Below are 19,776 nucleotides of genomic sequence, written 5' to 3'. Positions count from 1 at the left end.
GGTGCCATTGTCGCCGCTCACCGGACCTTGAAGACGCCGTGCGCACCCCGTTCCGCGTCGCTCATGACGTGCGTGACGAACGGATAGTCACCGGCCTCCGGGAAGGACAGCTCGACGAATCCACCCGAGGCGGGGGCCAGGCCGAGGACCTGCGCGCCCCCGCTCTGCGACCCTCCCCGTCCCAAGTCGTACGCACCCTCACGGAACACCGTGTCGAACTGGCCGCCCACGACATGGAACGCGCTGGACTCGTTCGGCCCGGCCGCCAGCACCCAGATCCGTACGCGCTCACCGGGCCTGGCGGTCAGTGGGTCGTGATCGTACTGGTTGGCATAGCCGTTGAAGGCGACCATGTCGTAGTCCTTGGCGTTCACCTTGGCGGCGTCGGCCGTGCCGCCCTGCCTGCCGAGGTAGAACTCCGACTGGACCAGCACGTATTCACGGTCCACCGTGGGCAGGCCGGGCGGGTCGATGATCACCGCGCCGAACATGCCGTTGGCGATGTGCAGGGACATCGGCATGGTCGAGCAGTGGTACATCCAGATGCCGCTGCGGGTGGCCGTGAACCGGTACGTCAGGGACTCGCCGGGCTTGATGGTGCGCATCGACCCGTTCGGCGCGAGCGATCCGGCGTGGAAGTCGACCGAGTGGCCGATCGTTCCGTCGTTGACGAGGGTGATCTCGAAGGTGTCGCCGACGCGTCCGCGCAGCACGGGCCCGGGGGCCGTGCCGTCGAAGGTCCACAGCTTCTGCCGTACGCCGGGGGCGACTTCCCTCGTCACCTCCTTCACGGTGATCGTCCTCTTGTGCACCTGGTGGCCGGCTCCGCCGGTGGCGGGCGGGAGCTGGGCGTCGCGGGCGGTGAAGCCGGCGGCCGGTTCGGCCATCGGGTCGAACGCCTCCGCGGCGGTGTCCTTGGTGGCCGCGGACGTGCCTGCGCCGCTGTGGTCGTGGGTGGTCCCGCCGCTGTCTGCGGTGGAGTCCGCACCGGCCCCGGTGACGTTCACGGCGAAGACCATCCCCATCTGCCGGTGGCCGACCATGGAGCACCAGCCCTCAAGGTCGCGGCCGACGACTCCCGCGTCCAGCGTGCCCTTCTGTCCCGGACTGAGCCGGTCGGTGCGGGCGCCGGTCTCCAGCACCAGGTCGTGGGTGTCGGTACCGGTGTTGTGCAGGTTGATCACCAGGCGGTTTCCGGCGGGCACGTCGACGGAGGCCGGCGAGAAGCGCATGTGGTGGATCGTCACCGCGACCGTGGTGGTACGGCCGGTCGGCGTCACCGCGCCCCCGTCGGAGCCCGTGGCGGCGGACCGCTCCAGGATCGGCAGCGACCGCACATCGGCTGCCCCGCCGCCCGCGACGGCCAGCATCACGACCGCGAGCCCGAGGGCAACGCCACCGAGCACCCGGTGCGGTCGCGCCGGGACCTCGGCCGGAGCCGGAGGCGGATCTCCCTGCGCCGCCCTGCGGCGGTTGCGCATCCCCTGTACGACCGTCAGCACGAGCAGCACCAGGAAGAACAGCAGCATCACCAGCAGCAGCACCGAGCACGCCACCCGCACCATCGACGGCACCGGCAGCACGCACAGCAGCAGCGCGGCGTTGGTGACGGCCAGCCGGGCCGGCCAGGCCCGTTCGAGGCTCAGCGTGGCGGCGCGTACGGCGGCGGGGCCGCCGCCCAGGACCACGGGGACGAGGAAACTCAGCGCGCCGAGCAGTACTTGGGCGATCCAGCCTGCGGCGAGCGGCGCGGTCAGCAGCGACACGCGCTCCCCCACCGTGATCCAGGAGGTCGTGGAGACGAGGATGCCGGACAGGACGGTCAGCGAGCCGGCCAGCCATCCGCAGCCCGCGGCCACCGACCACGCGGCGAAGGAACGCGGTGCCTTCGCCCGGGCCTCACGCAGCCAGGGCCGGCCCGCGACGACCAGCCCGGCGGCGTAGCCGACCACGCCGGGGGCGGCGAGCGGCGGCGGGCCGAGCAGGGTGCCGGCGACGGCGGCGCCGAGTCCGGCGAGCAGGACGGGAAGGGCGGCGCGGCCCGCTCGTTCCGCGCCGTCCACCACCCGTGTGCGCAGCATCGTCGGCCACAGGGTGATGAGCGTTCCGGCGACGGTGAGGCCGACCCAGCCGAGCAGGTTGATCGTCTCGTGGGCGACGCGCAGCCGTTCGGGCAGATCACCGGCGAGGTCACCGCGCGCCATGACGACGCCGAGCGCGGCACCCACGGGCAGCAGGGCGGAGGCGGCCACGTAGTAGCGCACGGTCATGGAGAACCGGCCGGGCAGCGCCCGCCGCATCAGTCGTACCAGCCATACGGCGTGCGCCGTGACCGCGGCCGCGGCCAGGCATGCACCGGCCAGGACGACGTACCACCGGTCGAAGAGCATGCCGCCGATCACACCGACCGCACCGGCGTTCAGGCAGACCAGGCGCAGTGCGGCGGGTGCACCCCGGTTCGCCTCGGGCAGCCGCAGGACGGAGGCGGCGAAGTGGCCCGACCAGATGACGATCGCGTTGGTGACCGCCCCGAGCAGCAGCACATGGACGAGCAGCCAGAAGGCGTGCGGCAGGAAGTGGTGGCCGGACCCGACCGCGGCGAAGAGGGCGAGCCAGACGACCACGATCGCGTTCACGCCGAGGAGCCAGCGGGTGCGCGGGGAGCGGCCCGGGGGCTTCGGGGCGGATCCGCTCGCCGTGGAGGGAGACAGGTTCGTGGTCACCGGGGGGTCCTCGGGTCGGAGGGTGCTGACGCGGAGGAATCGTCGGGTGCTGACGCGGAGGAAGTGGCGGAGGCCTTCGCCGTCGCCGTCGCCGACGCGCGCCGCGTGGCGATGACGGAGGCGGTGGCCGCCGATACGACGAACAGCAGCACGGCGACGATGTTGAGCACCCCGCCGAGCTGCCACGCGCCTCGGACGTCCCGCAGGTCACCGACCAGCACGCGCAGCGCCAGCGACAGATGCAGCAGCCAGGCCGCCACCGCGAGCGCCGGGTGGTAGGGCAGGGGACGGCGCAGGACGGCGGGCAGGATCACCGGGGCGTGCGCCATGATCATCGACATCACGAAGCCCAGGAACACGCAGTGCACCACCGCGTCGTACCGCGTCCCCTCGGTGATCGGCCCGTTGAGCAGCCACAGGATGCCGGCCAGGCCCAGCCAGGCGTATCCGGCGAGCAGGCACGCCGCGGTGAAGCGGGGCAGGCCGGTGGAGCGCAGCAGCCGGCGGGCGACGTCGTGCACGACGAGCCAGGCGACCAGGGAGAGCAGCGCGGCGCCGAGCAGCACGGTGCCGATCGCGGGCCACAGCAGGGTGGCGACCACGCCCACGGTGACCGCGCCGACGCTGCACAGGAACGTCTGCTCGGCCGAGGGCGCCAGGACGGCCACCCGGGCGAGTTCCAGCCGCTCCCCCGCGATGGTCAGCACGAGGAAGGCCACCAGCCAGGGCAGCATGCCCGGTACGTCGATCCCGCCCAGCCACAGCAGCGCCGCACCCAGTGCCGGCACGGCGCCCGCGGCCTGGGCGAGCAGGGCGGCGCTCGGCTGCCGGCGCCAGAAGCGCACGTACAGGGCGGTCAGCGCCGCGCATCCGGCGACGAGCAGCAGCCGGGGTACGACCAGGTCGACCGGACTGAGCAGCAGCAGGCCCCCGGCGCCGAGGCAGCCGGGGGCCAGATAGGCCCAGGGGCGGCCCAGGGCGACGGCACGCTCCAGAGCGACCAGCGTGCCGGCGAAGCCGAGCACCATCAGCACGCCGTGCACCTGCGGGAGCCGGTCGGTGGTGACCGGGGCCGGCAGGCCGAGCAGGCCGAGGGCGGCGTCGAGACCGGCGAGGAGGCAGAGACCGGCGGCGAGCAGCAGGGGTGCGCGGCGGGCGCCCGCGCGCCGGGCGGCGCTGCTGCCGGGCGCGGAGCCGGACGGCGGGGTCACCGGTTCGCCCCGGGTGTGCCGGTCGCGGTCGGGTGCCCGGCACCGTCCTCGTCGTCGGCCCGCCCGGTCAGGCCCAAGTGCAGTCGGCACGCGTCCGGTTCGGCGAACGGCAGCAGTTCGACCCCCTGCGGTGCCCCGCCCAGCGCGGCGAGCCCGGCCCGGACCAGTCCCTCGTGAACACCGCAGATGACACCGGGGTGTTCACGTGCCGTCTCCACGAACGGACAGCGCCGCAGCCGGACTTGGCGTGCGTCCGCGTCCGCCTCCGGGTCGAAGCCGATCTCCTCCAGGAGGTCCAGCAGCCGGGTCCGCGCCTCCTTGGGATCCGCCGTCGGCGTCTGCCGGGCGGTGAGGAGGCGCCCCCACTGCTCACCGGCGGCTAGGGCGTCCTGGCGCGGGTCGGCGCTGGAGCGGGCGATCTGCGCGGCGAGGACGGCGGCGAGCCCGGCGTATTCGCGTGCGGGCGACTCCTGCGGCGGGCGGGCCCGGTAGCGGAAGGCGGGGCGGCCGCGTCCGGAGGGGTTGGACGCCTCGCGGGTGGCGAGGCCGGCGTCCACCAGGGCGTCCAGGTGCTCGCGGACGGTGTTGACGTGCAGCGCGCACACCTTGGCGAGCGCGCTCGCGGTGGCGGGGGCGGCCTGGCCGCGCAGGTACTGCAGCACACCGCGGCGCTGCCGGGACAGCGGTACGCGGTTCGTTCCGCTGCCGGGAAGCGGTCCGTTATTTTCCACGGTCATGTCCGTACTATATTGCAGTATCGGCCCGGACCGAACGGGGACGGGCTGCCGGCCGTTGGAAGGACGACCCTCATGAGCACCCTGACCATCGCATCGGACCCCCAGGACGCGGCGGCCGCCGAGGCCGTCGAGGCGCATCACACGCAGCTGGCGGGTGACCTGGCCGGACGGGTCGCGATGCTGATCGCGGCCGCGGAGCGCGACCCGGCGGCGGCCGACCGGGTCCGGGCGGAACTGGTCGCCTTCTGCGACCGCGACCTGATCCCGCATGCGGTCGCCGAGGAGGAGACCCTCTACCCCGTGGCCCACGACCTGCCCGCCGCGCGCCTCCTGATCGATGGCATGCTCGCCGAGCACCGCAGGCTCACCGCACTCGTCGAGGCGCTGCGCAAGGCCGGTTCGGCCGTGCAGGCGGCGACCGACGGCCGGGCGCTCCAGGTGCTGTTCGAGGAGCACCTGGAGAAGGAGAACACCCTGATCCTGCCGCTGCTGGCCGGTTCCCCGGACATCTCCCTGGCCGGACTCCTGGCGGGCATGCACGACATCCTCGGCCACGGTCACGAGCACGGCCACGAGCACGGCCACGGTCACGAGCACGGTGAGGCCGGCGAGGCGGCCGCGTCCGGCGGTGGCTGCGGTGGCACCTGTGGCTGCGGCGGTTCGGACGAGACGGACGTGCCCGAGCTGGACGTGCGTGACGTCCCCCACTCGCTGCGGCATGCCACGGTGTTCGGCGCGATCGCCGCGGTGCCCTCCGGGCAGGCGATGATCCTGGTCGCGCCGCACGACCCGCTGCCCCTGCTGGGCCAGATCGAGGACCGTCACCCGGGCGCGTTCGCGGTGGAGTACCTCCAGCGCGGCCCGGACGCGTGGCGTCTGCTGCTCTCGCACCGCTGAGCACCACGGGCGGGTCGTCCGACCGGCAGGCACGGGTAACGCAAGAGCCCCGGACCACTCCGGGGCTCTAACGCTGTGACCTGCACGTTTACCGCCGGGAACGATCGTCGCCGGGTCGGCGTCTCAGATACCGTCCAGGCAGACGTGCCACACTGCGACACTCCGTACGACCAGAGGGAGCAACAGCACACATGGACAGCACCGCCGCCACCGCGCTGCCCGACCTCTGGGACCGTCTCGTCGGCACCCAACCCGACCCCAACCTGTGGGTGGTGATCGCCACCCTGGTCGCCGCGCTCGCCGCGGTCGTCCCGCACACCGCGTGGCGCCTCTCGCGCAACGCGATCACCATCGCGCACGAGGGCGGCCACGGCCTGGTGGCGCTGCTCACCGGCCGGCAGCTGACGGGCATACGCCTGCACTCCGACACCAGCGGCCTGACCGTGAGCCGGGGCAAGCCGACCGGCCCGGGCATGATCCTCACCGCGGCGGCCGGCTACACCGCTCCCCCGCTGCTGGGCCTGGGCGGCGCCGCGCTGCTGGCCGCCGGACACATCACGCTGCTGCTGTGGGCGGCGACGGCCCTGCTCGTAGCCATGCTCGTCATGATCCGGAACGCCTACGGGGCGCTGACGGTGATCGTCACGGGTGCCGCCTTCCTGCTGGTGTCCTGGCTGGCCGGCCCCCAGGTGCAGGCGGCGTTCGCGTATGCGGTGGTGTGGTTCCTGCTGTTCGGCGGTGTGCGCCCGGCCTTCGAACTCCAGGCCAAGCGTTCACGCGGTGGGGCGGGCGACTCGGACGCGGACCAGCTGTCCCGCCTGACGCACGTCCCCGCGGGCCTGTGGCTGTTCCTGTTCCACGCGGTGTCACTGTCCTCGCTGATCGGCGGGGGCAGCTGGCTGCTGGAGGGATGACAGCCGACTGCCGAGGGACGACAGCCGACTGCCGACTGCCGGACCACGACAACCGACTGCCGGACCACGACAACCGACCGCCAGAGAGACGACAGCCGACCGCCGGAGGGACGAGAAGGCGCCCCGAACCGCACCGGGGCACGGGCCCGGGCCGTTCACGGCCCCGCCGCGCGGGCGCCACCAGCCGCAACGGCGCCGCACCCGAACCACGGCCTCCTTATAAAGTGGCCCTATGGCCCCGAACCCCGCGCACACCGCCCTCTGGCCCGCCCCGCACGCGAGCGGAGCCGTCGACGCGACGGTCCACGTGCCCGGGTCCAAGTCCGTCACCAACCGCGCCCTGGTGCTCGCCGCCCTCGCCTCCGAGCCCGGCTGGCTGCGCCGCCCCCTGCGGTCCCGCGATACGCTGCTGATGGCCGGTGCCCTGCGCGCCATGGGCGTCGGCATCGAGGAAGGCGTGGGCCCCGATGGCTCCGGCGAGGCCTGGCGCGTGCTGCCCACGGGACTGCACGGTCCGGCCACTGTCGACGTCGGCAACGCCGGCACGGTCATGCGCTTCCTGCCGCCGGTCGCCGCGCTGGCCGACGGCCCCGTCCGCTTCGACGGCGACCCGCGGTCGTACGAGCGCCCCCTGAACGGTGTGATCGACGCGCTGCGCGCGCTCGGCGCCCGGATCGACGACGACGGCCGGGGCGCGCTGCCGCTGACCGTGCACGGCGGCGGTGCGCTGGACGGCGGCCCGGTGTCGATCGACGCCTCGTCCTCGTCGCAGTTCGTGTCCGCGCTGCTGCTGTCCGGCCCGCGCTTCAACCAGGGCGTCGAGGTCCGCCACATCGGTGCCTCGCTGCCCTCCATGCCGCACATCCGGATGACGGTGGACATGCTGCGCGCGGTCGGCGCCCAGGTGGACACCCCGGAGTCGGGCGGCGAGCCGAACGTGTGGCGGGTCACCCCGGGTGCCCTGCTCGGCCGCGACCTGACCATCGAGCCGGACCTGTCCAACGCCCAGCCGTTCCTGGCGGCGGCCCTGCTCACCGGCGGCAAGGTCCTCGTCCCGGACTGGCCGTCCCGGACGACCCAGCCGGGTGACCGGCTGCGCGAGATCTTCACCGAAATGGGCGGTTCCTGCGAACTCACCGAGTACGGGCTGGAGTTCACCGGTTCGGGTGCCACCCACGGCATCGATGTCGACCTGAGCGACGTGGGCGAGCTGACCCCCGGCATCGCGGCGGTCGCGGCCCTCGCGGACTCCCCCTCCACCCTGCGGGGCGTGGCCCATCTGCGCCTGCACGAGACGGACCGGCTGGCCGCGCTCACCAAGGAGATCAACGAGCTCGGCGGCGATGTCACCGAGACGGCCGACGGCCTGCACATCCGCCCGCGCCGGCTGCACGGCGGCGTCTTCCACACCTACGAGGACCACCGCATGGCGACCGCCGGCGCGATCATCGGCCTGGCCGTCGAGGACGTACAGATCGAGAACGTGGCGACCACGGCGAAGACGCTGCCGGACTTCCCCGAGATGTGGGCCGGGATGCTCGGGAGCGACAGGGCGTAGGGGACACACCGCCATGCGCCGCTACGGCAAGCACACCGACGAGGACGACATCCGCAGCCGCCCGAACCGCAAGGGCAACCGGCCTCGAACGAACATCCGCCCGAAACACGAGGACGCGGCCGAGGGCATGGTCCTCACCGTGGACCGGGGCCGTCTGACCTGCCTCGTCGACGACACGCCGATCGTGGCGATGAAGGCCCGTGAACTGGGCCGCAAGGCGGCGGTGGTCGGCGACCGGGTGGCCCTCGTCGGCGATCTGTCCGGGAAGAAGGACACCCTCGCCCGTATCGTCCGCATCGAGCAGCGCACCTCGCTGCTGCGCCGGACCGCCGACGACGACGACCCGTACGAGCGCGTGGTCGTCGCCAACGCCGACCAACTGGCCATCGTCACGGCCCTGGCCGACCCGGAGCCGCGCCCCCGTCTGATCGACCGCTGTCTGGTGGCGGCCTACGACGGCGGTCTCGAACCCCTGCTGGTGATGACCAAGTCGGACCTGGCCCCGCCCGACAAGCTGCTGGAGCTCTACGGCGACCTGAACATCCCCTACGTCGTCACCAGCCGCGAGGAGCTGGAGAACGGCGACGCGGCCGACCGCGTCCGCGAGCATCTCGACGGCAAGATCACGGCGTTCGTGGGCCACTCGGGCGTGGGCAAGACGACCCTGGTCAACGCCCTCGTCCCGGAGGACCGCCGCCGTACGACGGGCCGGGTGAACGCGGTGACGGGCCGCGGCCGCCACACCACGACCTCGGCGCTCGCGCTGCCGCTCACCGGCGCGGACGGCTGGGTCGTCGACACCCCGGGCGTACGGTCCTTCGGCCTCGCGCACATCGACCCGTCCCGGGTCATCCACGCCTTCCCGGACCTGGAGCCGGGCACCGAGGGCTGCCCGCGCGCGTGCAGTCACGACGAGCCGGACTGCGCGCTGGACGAGTGGGTGGCCGAGGGTCACGCGGACCCTGCGCGGCTGTATTCGCTGCGCCGGCTGCTGGCGACGCGGGAGCGCAAGGACGGCGACTGACCACCGCGTTGTTTGCCTTTACGCGAGTCCGGCAAGTGCATAATCGCACCGAGCCGGACGTACGGGAGGACAGCACATGGCGTGGCTGCTGGTCATCGTGGCCGGAATGCTGGAGACCGGTTTCGCCGTCTCCCTCAAGCTCTCCCACGGCTTCACCCGCCTGTGGCCCACGGTCGCGTTCTGCGTCTTCGCCCTCGGCAGCTTCGGCCTGCTGACCCTCTCCCTGAGGAAGCTGGACGTGGGCCCGGCCTACGCGGTGTGGACGGGCATCGGCGCGGCGGGCACCGCGATCTACGGCATGGTCTTCCTCGGCGACCTGGTCTCGACACTGAAGATCGTCTCGATCAGCCTCGTCATCATCGGCGTGATCGGCCTGCAGTTGTCGGGGTCGGCCCGCTAGCCGGCGCGCGCCACCCGAGCCGGAACCCCCTTGCCCGCGGGGCGGGTTCGGGGGACGGCGGAAAAGGGTCACGCCAACTGCCGGTGGAGGGCGCCCCGCACCAGCTCGGCGATCCCGCCCTCCCCCGGCGGCGCGGCCACGAAGGACAGGGCGAGGCGTACGACGAGTTCACAGGACCGGACGAGTTCGCCGCCGTCGCCCCGCGCACCACCGGGCCCGGCGAGCACCGCCACCGCCCGGTCCCGCACGATCTGCACGAAGTCCCCCGGCGACGGCAGCGGGCCGTCCGCCCGGCGCTGTGCCGGTACGGCCGAGGAGGAGGGTACGGCGGAGAGGGTCGGCGCGGGCAGGCGCTCGCTCCAGCAACCGGTGAGCATGGCGCGTACGAGGGCGTTCTCACGGGCGGCGGAGGCGGTCCACTCGGCTGTGGCGGTCAGCCGGTCCCGGGGTTCGGAGCAACTGGCGAGGGCGCGCTCCACCCCCGCGAGATATCCGTCGGCCTCCCTGCGCACCAGCGCCCTGGCCAGCCCTTCCTTGCTCCCGAACTCGTTGTACAGCGTCTGCCGGGACACCCCGGCCGCCGCGGCCACGTCCACCATCCGCACGGTGGACCACGGCCGACGCGCAAGCGCCGTGTACGCGGCGTCCAGTAGGGATTCCCGCGCTGCAGGCATCATCGCCTCCCTGGGGCGAGCGGCTCTGCGCCCAGATTTGACGCGCATGGATGCACTGTCAAGGGTTCGCGAGGGCACCGGGGGGCGCCCTTCGGCCACTGCACGCGGGCGATCGGGGCGTCTTGCCGAACGGCCCCGTGTAGCCGTGCGCGACCACGGCGGATACCGTTCGTCCCATGCCGGACTACCTCGACGACCTCCGCCTCGCCCATGTCCTCGCGGACGCGGCCGACGCCGCCACCATGGACCGCTTCAAGGCGCTCGACCTCAAGGTCGAGACCAAGCCGGACATGACCCCGGTGAGCGAGGCGGACAAGGCCGCGGAGGAGCTCATCCGCGGGCAGCTCCAGCGCGCCCGCCCCCGGGACGCGGTCCTGGGCGAGGAGTACGGCATCGAGGGCACGGGCCCCCGCCGCTGGGTGATCGACCCGATCGACGGCACCAAGAACTACGTCCGCGGCGTCCCCGTCTGGGCCACGCTGATCTCCCTGACGGAGGCGGGCGAGGGCGGCTACCAGCCCGTCGTCGGCCTCGTCTCCGCCCCCGCCCTCGGCCGCCGCTGGTGGGCCGCGAAGGGCCACGGCGCCTTCACCGGCCGCAGCCTGTCCTCGGCGACCCGCATCCATGTCTCGCGCGTCTCCAAGCTCTCCGACGCCTCGTTCGCGTACTCCTCGCTGAGCGGCTGGGAGGAGCGGGGCCGGCTGAACGGCTTCCTCGATCTGACCCGCGAGGTCTGGCGCACGCGCGCGTACGGCGACTTCTGGCCCTACATGATGGTCGCCGAGGGCTCGGTGGACATCTGCGCCGAACCCGAGCTGTCCCTGTGGGACATGGCCGCCAACGCGATCGTCGTCACGGAGGCCGGCGGCACCTTCACCGGCCTCGATGCCCGCCCCGGCCCGCACAGCGGCAACGCGGCCGCGTCGAACGGTCTGCTCCACGACGAGTTGCTGGGGTATCTCAACCAGCGCTACTGAGCAGCACGAGGTGATCACGCACGCCCTCAACTGGCTGCGCGCGCCCTCTTGTTGACCTCCGCTTTACCTGCCACCCTGAAGACACCCCCACTTGTGAACTTGTGAATCCCTGAACTATGTCAGTGGATTCGTAGGAGGTGGCTCCAGACCATGCTCGTTCGCGACGCCATGAGCACGGTGGTCCTGACCATCGGCCCGGCACATACCCTCCGACAAGCCGCCGCCCTGATGTCCGCCCGCCGTGTGGGCGCCGCCATCGTGCTCGACCCCGACGAGGGCGGCATCGGCATCCTCACCGAACGCGACATCCTCAACTCCGTCGGCCTGGGCCAGGACCCGGACGCGGAACGCACGCACGCCCACACCACCAACAACGTCGTGTTCGCCACGCCCAGCTGGACGCTGGAGGAGGCGGCCCGGGCCATGGCGCACGGCGGCTTCCGGCACCTCATCGTCCTCGACCACGGCGAGCCCGCCGGAATCGTCTCGGTCCGCGACATCATCCGCTGCTGGGCACCCGCACGGGAGCCCGCACCAGCACTCTGAACACGCGAAACGGGCCGGCCCCCGGCCTCCCGGGGATCCGGCCCGCCCGCCACGGCAAGCGAAGCGGCAGTGCTGTGCGTCAGCCGCGCAGGGCCTGGACCGCGGCTTCCAGCCGCTTGCCGAAGTCACCGTCCGCCTGGCGGAAGTTGCCGATCGCGCGCTCGGCGATGTCGTCGCGCGAGACCTTGGCGATGAAGCCCGCCAGGTTCTCGATGAGCCGGTCCTTCTCGTCCTCGGACATCAGCCGGTAGAGGTCGCCCGCCTGGACGAAGTCGTCGTCCTCGGCGTGCACGGGGGCGGCGTGGTTGCCGGTCCCGCCGGTCACCGCGGTGGACTGCCACAGCGGACGGTCCGTCTGGAAGGGCCCGCCGAAGCTGTTGGGCTCGTAGTTCTTCGCACCGCCGTGGCGGCCGTCGTACAGGAAGCCGTCACGGGAGTGGGTGCGCGCCTCGGTGGCGTGCGGGCGGTTCACCGGCAGGTGGTCGGCGTTGATGCCGACGCGGTAGCGGTGGGCGTCGCCGTAGGCGAACAGACGGCCCTGGAGCATCTTGTCGGGCGAGGGACCGATGCCGGGCACGAAGTGCGCGGGCGAGAAGATGCTCTGCTCGACCTCGGCGAAGATGTTCTCCGGGTTGCGGTTGAGCTCCAGCTTGCCGATCTCGATCGGCGGGTAGTCCGCGTGCGGCCACACCTTGGTGAGGTCGAACGGGTTGAAGCGGTACGTCGCCGCGTCCGCCGCCGGCATGATCTGCACCTGCACGGTCCAGGTCGGGAAGTCACCGCGCTCGATGGCCTGACGCAGATCGCGCTGATGGCTGTCCGGATCCTCACCGGCGATCCGGTTGGCCTCGGCCTGGGTGAGGTTCTTGATCCCCTGGTCGGTCTTGAAGTGGTACTTGACCCAGAAGGCCTCGCCGGCCTCGTTGTTCCACTGGAAGGTGTGCGAGCCGTAGCCGTTCATGTGACGGTACGACGCCGGGATGCCGCGGTCACCGAACAGCCAGGTCACCTGGTGCGTGGACTCGGGGGACAGCCCCCAGAAGTCCCACACGTTGTCGGCCTCCTGCGAGCCCGTGTACGGGTCGCGCTTCTGGGTGTGGATGAAGTCCGGGAACTTGATGGCGTCCTTGATGAAGAACACCGGGGTGTTGTTGCCGACGAGGTCGTAGTTGCCCTCTTCGGTGTAGAACTTCAGCGCCCAGCCACGCGGATCGCGCACCGCGTCCGCGGCACCCAGATTGCCGGCCACGGTCGAGAAGCGCAGGAAGACCTCGGTCTGCTTGCCCACCTCGGAGAGGAACGCGGCGCGCGTGTACGGCGTGACATCGGCGGTCACCGTGAAGGTGCCGTACGCACCCGCGCCCCGGGCGTGCACCACCCGCTCCGGGATGCGCTCACGGTTGAAATGGGCCAGCTTCTCCAGGAGCAGCTGGTCCTGGACGAGGACGGGGCCGCCGACGCCCGCGGTCTCGCTGTTCTGGTTGTCAGCGACCGGAGCACCGGCCTCCGTCGTAAGCGGTCCCTGCGTCACGTGAGCCTCCTGCGCCATTACCAATGTCTCTTGTCTGCATCTTGGCTAAAGCCAGCCTCGATCCTACAATAGACAATATCTAAATCAAGCAAGCCTCCAAACTCACACCTGTTCGGGACTTGGGTCCCCTTGCTGTTAGGCTGGTCCTCATGAGCGACCTTCTGGAACGGCTGCGCGGACGCGGATGGCGGATGACCGCGCAGCGGCGCGTCGTGGCCGAGGTTCTGGACGGCGAGCACGTCCACCTGACGGCCGACGAGGTGCACGCGCGCGCCGTCGCGAAGCTGCCGGAGATCTCCCGGGCGACCGTCTACAACACGCTGGGTGAGCTGGTGACCCTCGGCGAGGTGCTGGAAGTCTCCACGGACAAGCGCGCCAAGCGGTACGACCCGAACGCACACCGGCCGCACCACCACCTGGTCTGCGCCCGATGCGGCGCGATCCGCGACGTCCACCCGACGGGCAACCCGCTGGCCGACCTCCCCGACTCGGAACGCTTCGGCTTCACGGTCTCGGACGTAGAGGTGACATACCGCGGCACCTGCCCGAACTGCGCATCGTCCTGAGGCCCACGCGCCTTCTCCACCGGACGCCACGACAACGCCGAAGGGCCCGGATCCTAGGATCCGGGCCCTTCGGCCTTCAGTAGCGGGGACAGGATTTGAACCTGCGACCTCTGGGTTATGAGCCCAGCGAGCTACCGAGCTGCTCCACCCCGCGTCGGTGAACGCAACATTACGTCAAGGACGCGGAGGGAAGCAAATTGCTTGTCCGGGCCCGCGGGACAGGAGCCCCGCACCCCTGGGACCTGGGACGAAGCCCCAGACGAACGGCAACCTGTCAGCCGACGGAGCCGGGCAGGGGCGCAGGGGGCGCAGCCTCCGGCCAGGGTCCGGGGCGAAGCCCCAGGAGACGGTGACCTCTCGGCCGACCAAGCCGGGCGGCGGGCGGGTGCACCCCAGCGAAACGGTGCCCTCACAGCCAACAGAGCCGGACACGCAGGGGTGCAGGGGGCGCAGCCCCCGCCCGCAGTCCGGGCCGAAGCCCCAGGGCACAGCAACCTCATGGCCAACCGAGCCAGACACGCAGGAGCGCAGGGGGCGCAGCCCCCACCCACAGTCCGGGCCGAAGCCCCAGGGCACGACAACCTCATGGCCAACCGAGCCAGACACGCAGGAGCGCAGGGGGCGCAGCCCCCACCCACAGTCCGGGCCGAAGCCCCAGGGCACAGCAACCTCATGGCCAACCGAGCCAGACACGCAGGGGCGCAGGGGGCGCAGCCCCCGCCGGGGTCTGGGGCGGAGCCCCAGGAGGCGGCAACCTCTTGGCCAACCGAGTCGGGTGGGCGGGTGGGCAGAGAAGCTGCCGAAGCTCAGCGCAGCGTCACGCCGACAGTTCCTCCCGCAACGCATCCCGCAACCGCGCCGCCCGCTCGGTGACCTCCGCCGGCCCCAGCGTCACCGCCCGGTCGGCCCACCGCTGCCCCTCCGCCAGCTCCCCCCGACGCGCGTAGACGAGGGCAAGCCGAAGTGCCGCGCGCCCATGCCCCGCGTCAGCGGCCCGCGTCCACCACACCGCCGCCTCCGGCTCACTCCCCTCCCGAGCCAGCAGAAGCCCCAGATTGAACGCCCCGTTCCGCGAGCCGGCCTCGGCGGCCTCCCGGTACCACCGCGCCGCCTCCACGACGTCACCGCGCGCCGCGGCCAGCATCCCGACCCGCACCTGTGCCCGCCGATGCCCCTGAGAAGCCGCCCGCTCGTACCACTCCTCGCACTCGGTCTTCTCGTGCACCGACTCGCCGAGCTCATGCGCGGACGCCGCCGGCCGCCGCGCGTCCAGCACGGTGGCCAGCCGGTACGCCGCCTCCGCGCTCCCGCCGCCCGCCGCGCACCGCAGATGCCGCTCGGCCTCCTGCTCGTTCCCGTCCCGCAGGCGCGCCATCCCGACCTGCAGCGCCGCCTCCGTGTGCCCGGCGGCAGCCGCCCGCTCGTACCACCGCAGGGCGACCACGGCGTCGTCCTCGGTGCCCCGCCCGGCATACAGGATCCCCAGGTTGAACGCGGCGTCCACGCTCCCCGCCTCGGCCGCCTTGGAGAACCACGGCTCGGCCCCGGTCGTGTCGCCCACCTGCAACAGCAGGATCGCCAGCGCGTTCGCCGCCTCCCGGTGCCCGGCGTATGCGGCCCGCCGGTACCACTGCTCGGCCTGCGCGGTCCGCCCCTGCTCGGCGCAGAGCAGCCCCAGGTTGTACGCCCCGTTGTCGTCCCCGGCGTCCATGGCCGCCCGGTACCAACGCTCGGCGGTCTGCGTCTCCCCGCGCTCGGCGTGCAGCGCGCCCAGCGCGTTCGCCGCGTTGCCGTCACCGTCCTGCGCGGCCCGCAGCCACCACACGGCGGCACTCTCGGTGTCCCCGGCGTCACGCAGCAGGAACCCGAGCGCACAGGCGGCCCGCGCCTCCCCGTCCTTGGCGGAGGTCAGATACCAGCGCCCGGCCTCCTTGAGCTCGCCCCGCTTCTCCAGGATCGCCCCGAGCTGCAGCGCGGCCCGCCGGTGTCCACGCGCGGCGGCCTGCCGGTACCACTGCTCGGCCTCCTCCAGGAAGACGGACGCGACACCGTTGTCAGCCCCGCCGTCCCCCTCCGCCCCGGCCTTGCGATCAAGCGCGCGAGCCAGCCGGTACGCCGCCTCACGATGCCCCCGCTCGGCCGCGGCCCGCATCCACTGCTCGGCGCCGGCCACCCCCCGGTGCTCCAGCAGGTCGGCGAGCGCGTACGCACCCAGCGCGTGCCCCTGCTCGGCGGACTGCCGCAGCCAGTACTCGGCGGCGGGCTCGTCCCCGCGCTCACGGTGGTGACGGCCCAGCGCATGCGCCGCGGCCGCGGAACCGGCGACGGCCGCGATCCGCCACCATCCGGCGGCCTCCTCGGCATAGCCGCGCTGATGCAGCAGGACACCGAGGTTGTTGGCGGCGGCACGGTCGCCGGCGGCGGTGGCGGCACGCAGATGGGGCTCGGCTCCGTCGAGATCGCCACGGCGCAGCAGCATGGCACCGAGGACGCTCATCGCCTCGACGTCACCGGCCTGAACGGCAAGCCGCTGACGCACCTCCTCGGCAGCCTCGCCGGCCTCGTCCCGGCCGGAAGGCTGCACCAAGTCGGAAGGCTCCACCACGTCAGAAGGCTGCGCATGGTCATGATTCTGCGCAAAACGCCCGGTCTCCAACAGAGTTGCCTTGTCCCCCATAACGTCCATCGTCGCACCACCTGCAACCTCGGTACACCCGGTATACCGCAGCCCGGGAGGTCACTTCAGCGTTTTGTCGACATGCCCACAGAGAGACAAGTCAAACACACACGGGCCAAGTCCCCATGGCGGCACGGCGACACCGCCGACCGGCACATGCGTTCGCACACCACGAAGGCCCGGATCCTGAAAGGATCCGGGCCTTCGACTTCAGTAGCGGGGACAGGATTTGAACCTGCGACCTCTGGGTTATGAGCCCAGCGAGCTACCGAGCTGCTCCACCCCGCGCCGTTGTGCGGCAACCGTATCACGGCACGGGGCGAAGAATTGATCAGCCGCTGCTCTGACTGCCGCTCGGACTCGGACTGCCGCTCGGACTGGGACTGCTACTCGGACTCGGACTGCTGCCCGACTTCCCGTCGTTGTTGCCGCCGCCGGACTTGCCGGCCTTCGACTGGGCGTCCTCGGCCCGCTTCAGCGCGTCCTGCAGATCCTTCTGCGCCTTGCCGTACGCCTCCCAGTCGCCCTTCTTCAGGGCTTCCTGCCCCGCGTCGAAGGCCTTCTGGGCGTCGCTCAGCGCCTGTTGGACCGTCGGGTTGCCGGACGTCGGCGGATTGCCGGTGTCCGTGTCCGGTGGCGTACTGGTCGAACCCGTCACTCCGAAGACCTTGTCGAGAGCCTGGTCGAGCGTGTCCTCGAAGGCATAGCTGGTGCCGTAGCTCACCAGTACCTTCCGCAGCAGCGGGTACTTGAGACCGCCGCCGCGCACATAGACGGGCTCCACGTAGAGCAGCCCGCCGTCGAGCGGCACCGCCAGCAGGTTGCCGTACTCCACGCTCGAATGCCCGCGGCTCAGCAGGCTGATGGCCGAGGCGATGTCCTGTTCGGAGTTGAACTGGCTCTGAACCTGTTTGGGCCCGTTGACCGTTGTGCTCGTCGGCAGCTTCAGGATTCTGATCTTGCCGTAGTCGGGCGTGCCGGCCTCGGCGTCGATCGACATGAAGGCGCTGAGGTTGTCACGCCCGTTCGGGGTGAACGTCGTGGACAGCGAGAACGCCTGCGACGTCTGGCCGGGCATCTGCATGCTCAGGTAGTACGGCGGCACCGCGTTGCCCGACTTGTTGGTCGGGTCGTCCGGCACCTGCCACACCTCGCTGCCGGTCAGGAAGGTCTGCGCGTCCGTCACGTGGTAGCGGGTGAGCAGTTCACGCTGGACCTTGAACAGGTCCTGCGGGTAGCGCAGATGGGCCATCAGCGAGTCGGAGATGGCCGTCTTCGGCTTCACCGTGCCGGGGAAGGCCTTCATCCAGGTCTTCAGCACCGGGTCCTTGGTGTCCCACTGGTAGAGCTTGACCTCGCCGGTGTACGCGTCGACGGTCGCCTTCACCGAGTTGCGGATGTAGTTGACCTGGTTCTGCTGGGCCACCACCGCACGGGAGTTGTTGGTGGCGGTCAGCGAGTCGGCCGTCGTATCGCCCAGGGTCGTACGGGAGGCGTACGGGTAGCCGTTCGTCGTCGTGTACGCGTCCACGATCCACTGGATGTGACCGTCCACGACCGCCGGGTAGGCGTCGCCGTCGATGGTCAGCCAGGGGGCGACCGCCTCGACGCGCTCCTTGGGCGTGCGGTTGTACAGGATCCGCGAGCCCTCGCCGATCGCGCCGGAGTAGAGGATCTGCGGCTCGTTGAACGCCACCGCGTACGCGGCCCGGTTGATCGGGTTGGAGAGGTTGACCCCGCTCTTCGCCTTGTAGCTGGTGGTCTTCTCACCGTTGTCGTCGGAGTAGTCGATCTCCTTCTGGGGACCGCCGACGATCGAGTACGTGTTGGTCTTCTCGCCGTAGTAGATCCGCTGCTGGTACTCCGGCAGGTCGCCCTGGGACGGCAGGTCGTACTCGGTGAAGACCGGGCGGCCCTCGGAGTCGGCCTCGGTGCCCTTGGCGGCGACCACGCCGTAGCCATGGGTGTAGCGGAAGTGGTCGTTGATCCAGTTGTTCTTCGGGATGCCGTCGAGGTTCAGCTCACGCAGACCGATGACGGTGTCCTGGTCCTTGCCGTCCTTGGTGGGGTACCGGTCGACGTCGAGGTTGGTCGGGAACCCGTAGTAGTTCCGCATCTGCTGGAGCTGCTGGAACGTCGGCGAGACGACGTTCGGGTCCATGATCCGGATGCTCGCAGCGCCGTCGACGTCGTCACGCAGCTTCGTCTTGTCCGCGGTGTTGCTCTTGCCCTGGTACTCGCTGACCTGGGCGTCGTCGATGCCGTACGCCTCGCGGGTCGCCTTGAGGTTCTTCTGGACGTACGGGGCTTCCTTGGCCTGCTCGTTGGGCTGGACCTGGAACTTCTGGACGATGGCCGGGTACAGGCCGCCGATGAGGATCGCCGAGAGCACCATCAGGCCGAAGCCGATCACGGGCAGTTGCCAGGTGCGTCGCCACAGGGTGGCGAAGAACAGCAGTGCGCAGATGACGGCGATGCAGAACAGGATCGTCTTGGCCGGGAGATAGGCGTTCGCGTCGACGTACCGCAGGCCCGTCCAGTTGCCGGTCGCCTTGAAGTCGCTGGACTTGACGGCGAGTCCGTACCGGTCGAGCCAGTAGGCGACCGCCTTCAGGGCGACGAAGATGCCGAGCAGCACCGACAGATGCCCGGTGGCCGCTGCCGTGGCGCGCGCGCCCGGGCTGGTGACGCGCAGCCCGCCGTACAGGTAGTGGGTCAGCGCGGCGGCGATCAGGGACAGGATCGCGGTGGCGAAGCCGAAGCCCAGCAGGAAGCGGTACCAGGGAAGATCGAAGGCGTAGAAGGAGACGTCGAGGTGGAACTGCGGGTCCTTCTGGTGGAAGGGCACGCCGTTGACCCACATCAGCCAGGTCCGCCACTGACCCGCCGCGGACGCGCCCGCGATCAGACCCACCAGCGCGGTGATGCCGAGCAGCAGCCATGTCTTGTACGGCGCGATGCCCATCCGGTAGCGGTCGAGGCTCTGCTGCTCCATGGACATGGCGCTCAGCGGAGGCCGCAGCCGGTGCGCGAGCCAGATGTTGAAGCCGACCGCGGCCGCCATCAGCAGGCCGAAGACGAAGAAGAGCCCGATCTTGGTCCACAGCGTGGTGGTGAACACGGACGAGTAGTGCACCGAGCGGTACCACAGCCAGTCCGTCCAGAAGCCCGCGAACATGGTGAACGCCATGCCGAGGACGGCAAGGACGCCCAGTGTCATGAGCAGGCTGCGGGCGCGCCGGGACGGGCGGCCCACTCTGATCCGCGGCCCCGTCGGGCCCCCGCCGCGGTCCGGCATCTGGAAAGCCAAGGTGCGCACCTCGAAGTTCGCTGTTGATCCG

15 protein-coding genes and 2 tRNA genes are annotated in these 19,776 nt (G+C 71.3%); 8 read left to right on the top strand and 9 right to left on the bottom strand.

The window, feature by feature from the left end; genetic code table 11:
* Positions 1–17 precede the first annotated feature (17 nt).
* Genes AB0I54_RS03170 through AB0I54_RS03160 form a run of 3 tightly spaced genes read right to left on the bottom strand, consistent with a single transcriptional unit; the run spans position 18 to position 4,671 of the window.
* On the bottom strand, positions 18–2,723 hold the full coding sequence (locus tag AB0I54_RS03170; protein WP_363294118.1) for a multicopper oxidase domain-containing protein: 2,706 nt from the start codon (positions 2,721–2,723) through the stop codon (positions 18–20).
* Complete coding sequence (locus tag AB0I54_RS03165; protein WP_363294117.1) at positions 2,720–3,934, bottom strand: hypothetical protein; 1,215 nt, start codon at positions 3,932–3,934, stop codon at positions 2,720–2,722. Before AB0I54_RS03165 ends, AB0I54_RS03170 begins: the two co-directional genes overlap by 4 nt.
* The gene (locus AB0I54_RS03160; protein ID WP_363294116.1) at positions 3,931–4,671 is read right to left on the bottom strand and encodes a helix-turn-helix domain-containing protein; all 741 of its coding nucleotides are present in this window, start codon (positions 4,669–4,671) and stop codon (positions 3,931–3,933) included. The genes AB0I54_RS03165 and AB0I54_RS03160 overlap by 4 nt, the downstream gene beginning before the upstream one ends.
* Before the next feature lie 72 nt (positions 4,672–4,743).
* Between AB0I54_RS03160 and AB0I54_RS03155 the strand changes: the two genes are divergently transcribed.
* The 5 genes from AB0I54_RS03155 to AB0I54_RS03135 all read left to right on the top strand — a co-directional run bounded on the left by AB0I54_RS03155 (position 4,744) and on the right by AB0I54_RS03135 (position 9,464).
* Complete coding sequence (locus AB0I54_RS03155; protein ID WP_363294114.1) at positions 4,744–5,568, top strand: DUF2249 domain-containing protein; 825 nt, start codon at positions 4,744–4,746, stop codon at positions 5,566–5,568.
* A 191-nt stretch (positions 5,569–5,759) separates the two neighbouring features.
* Positions 5,760–6,482, top strand: a complete 723-nt coding sequence (locus AB0I54_RS03150; protein WP_363294112.1) for a M50 family metallopeptidase — start codon at positions 5,760–5,762, stop codon at positions 6,480–6,482.
* A gap of 232 nt (positions 6,483–6,714) precedes the next feature.
* Entirely contained in the window at positions 6,715–8,040 is a 1,326-nt protein-coding gene (gene aroA / locus AB0I54_RS03145) for a 3-phosphoshikimate 1-carboxyvinyltransferase (RefSeq protein WP_363294111.1), read from the top strand.
* 13 nt (positions 8,041–8,053) lie between these two features.
* Positions 8,054–9,064 carry a ribosome small subunit-dependent GTPase A gene (rsgA, locus tag AB0I54_RS03140; RefSeq protein ID WP_363294110.1) on the top strand — a complete coding sequence of 337 codons (1,011 nt, stop codon included), beginning with the start codon at positions 8,054–8,056 and terminating at the stop codon, positions 9,062–9,064.
* Between the two features lie 76 nt (positions 9,065–9,140).
* Complete coding sequence (locus AB0I54_RS03135; RefSeq protein ID WP_363294109.1) at positions 9,141–9,464, top strand: multidrug efflux SMR transporter; 324 nt, start codon at positions 9,141–9,143, stop codon at positions 9,462–9,464.
* 68 nt (positions 9,465–9,532) lie between these two features.
* On the opposite strand, the gene AB0I54_RS03130 is transcribed toward AB0I54_RS03135, so the two are convergent.
* Positions 9,533–10,141 (bottom strand): TetR/AcrR family transcriptional regulator, encoded by a 609-nt coding sequence (locus AB0I54_RS03130; protein WP_363294108.1) that lies wholly within the window; start codon positions 10,139–10,141, stop codon positions 9,533–9,535.
* Between the two features lie 173 nt (positions 10,142–10,314).
* Here AB0I54_RS03130 and hisN point away from each other — a divergent pair, with 173 nt between their 5' ends.
* Entirely contained in the window at positions 10,315–11,115 is an 801-nt protein-coding gene (hisN, locus tag AB0I54_RS03125) for a histidinol-phosphatase (RefSeq protein WP_363294107.1), read from the top strand.
* 150 nt (positions 11,116–11,265) lie between these two features.
* Complete coding sequence (locus AB0I54_RS03120; RefSeq protein WP_363294106.1) at positions 11,266–11,661, top strand: CBS domain-containing protein; 396 nt, start codon at positions 11,266–11,268, stop codon at positions 11,659–11,661.
* Positions 11,662–11,740: 79 nt separating this feature from the next.
* Here the strand turns inward: AB0I54_RS03120 and AB0I54_RS03115 are convergent, their stop codons facing one another.
* On the bottom strand, positions 11,741–13,210 hold the full coding sequence (locus tag AB0I54_RS03115) for a catalase (RefSeq protein WP_363294105.1): 1,470 nt from the start codon (positions 13,208–13,210) through the stop codon (positions 11,741–11,743).
* A gap of 131 nt (positions 13,211–13,341) precedes the next feature.
* On the opposite strand from AB0I54_RS03115, the gene AB0I54_RS03110 reads away from it, so the two are divergent.
* Positions 13,342–13,758 (top strand): Fur family transcriptional regulator, encoded by a 417-nt coding sequence (locus AB0I54_RS03110; protein WP_363294104.1) that lies wholly within the window; start codon positions 13,342–13,344, stop codon positions 13,756–13,758.
* 80 nt (positions 13,759–13,838) lie between these two features.
* Here AB0I54_RS03110 and AB0I54_RS03105 read toward each other — a convergent pair.
* From AB0I54_RS03105 to AB0I54_RS03090, 4 genes are all read right to left on the bottom strand, one after another.
* Positions 13,839–13,912: transfer RNA gene (locus tag AB0I54_RS03105), tRNA-Met, on the bottom strand.
* A 663-nt stretch (positions 13,913–14,575) separates the two neighbouring features.
* A complete protein-coding gene (locus tag AB0I54_RS03100; protein ID WP_363294103.1) occupies positions 14,576–16,444 on the bottom strand; it encodes a tetratricopeptide repeat protein in 1,869 nt (622 codons plus the stop codon).
* Between the two features lie 205 nt (positions 16,445–16,649).
* A tRNA-Met gene (locus AB0I54_RS03095) sits at positions 16,650–16,723 on the bottom strand.
* Between the two features lie 43 nt (positions 16,724–16,766).
* Positions 16,767–19,733, bottom strand: a complete 2,967-nt coding sequence (locus tag AB0I54_RS03090; RefSeq protein ID WP_363294363.1) for a UPF0182 family protein — start codon at positions 19,731–19,733, stop codon at positions 16,767–16,769.
* Positions 19,734–19,776 lie beyond the last annotated feature (43 nt).

Origin of the sequence: Streptomyces sp. NPDC050625 (assembly GCF_040654755.1) — a bacterium.
Lineage (GTDB): Bacteria > Actinomycetota > Actinomycetes > Streptomycetales > Streptomycetaceae > Streptomyces.
Note: the sequence above shows the minus strand (reverse complement) of the source record. Positions and strands in the feature narration are given on the sequence as shown.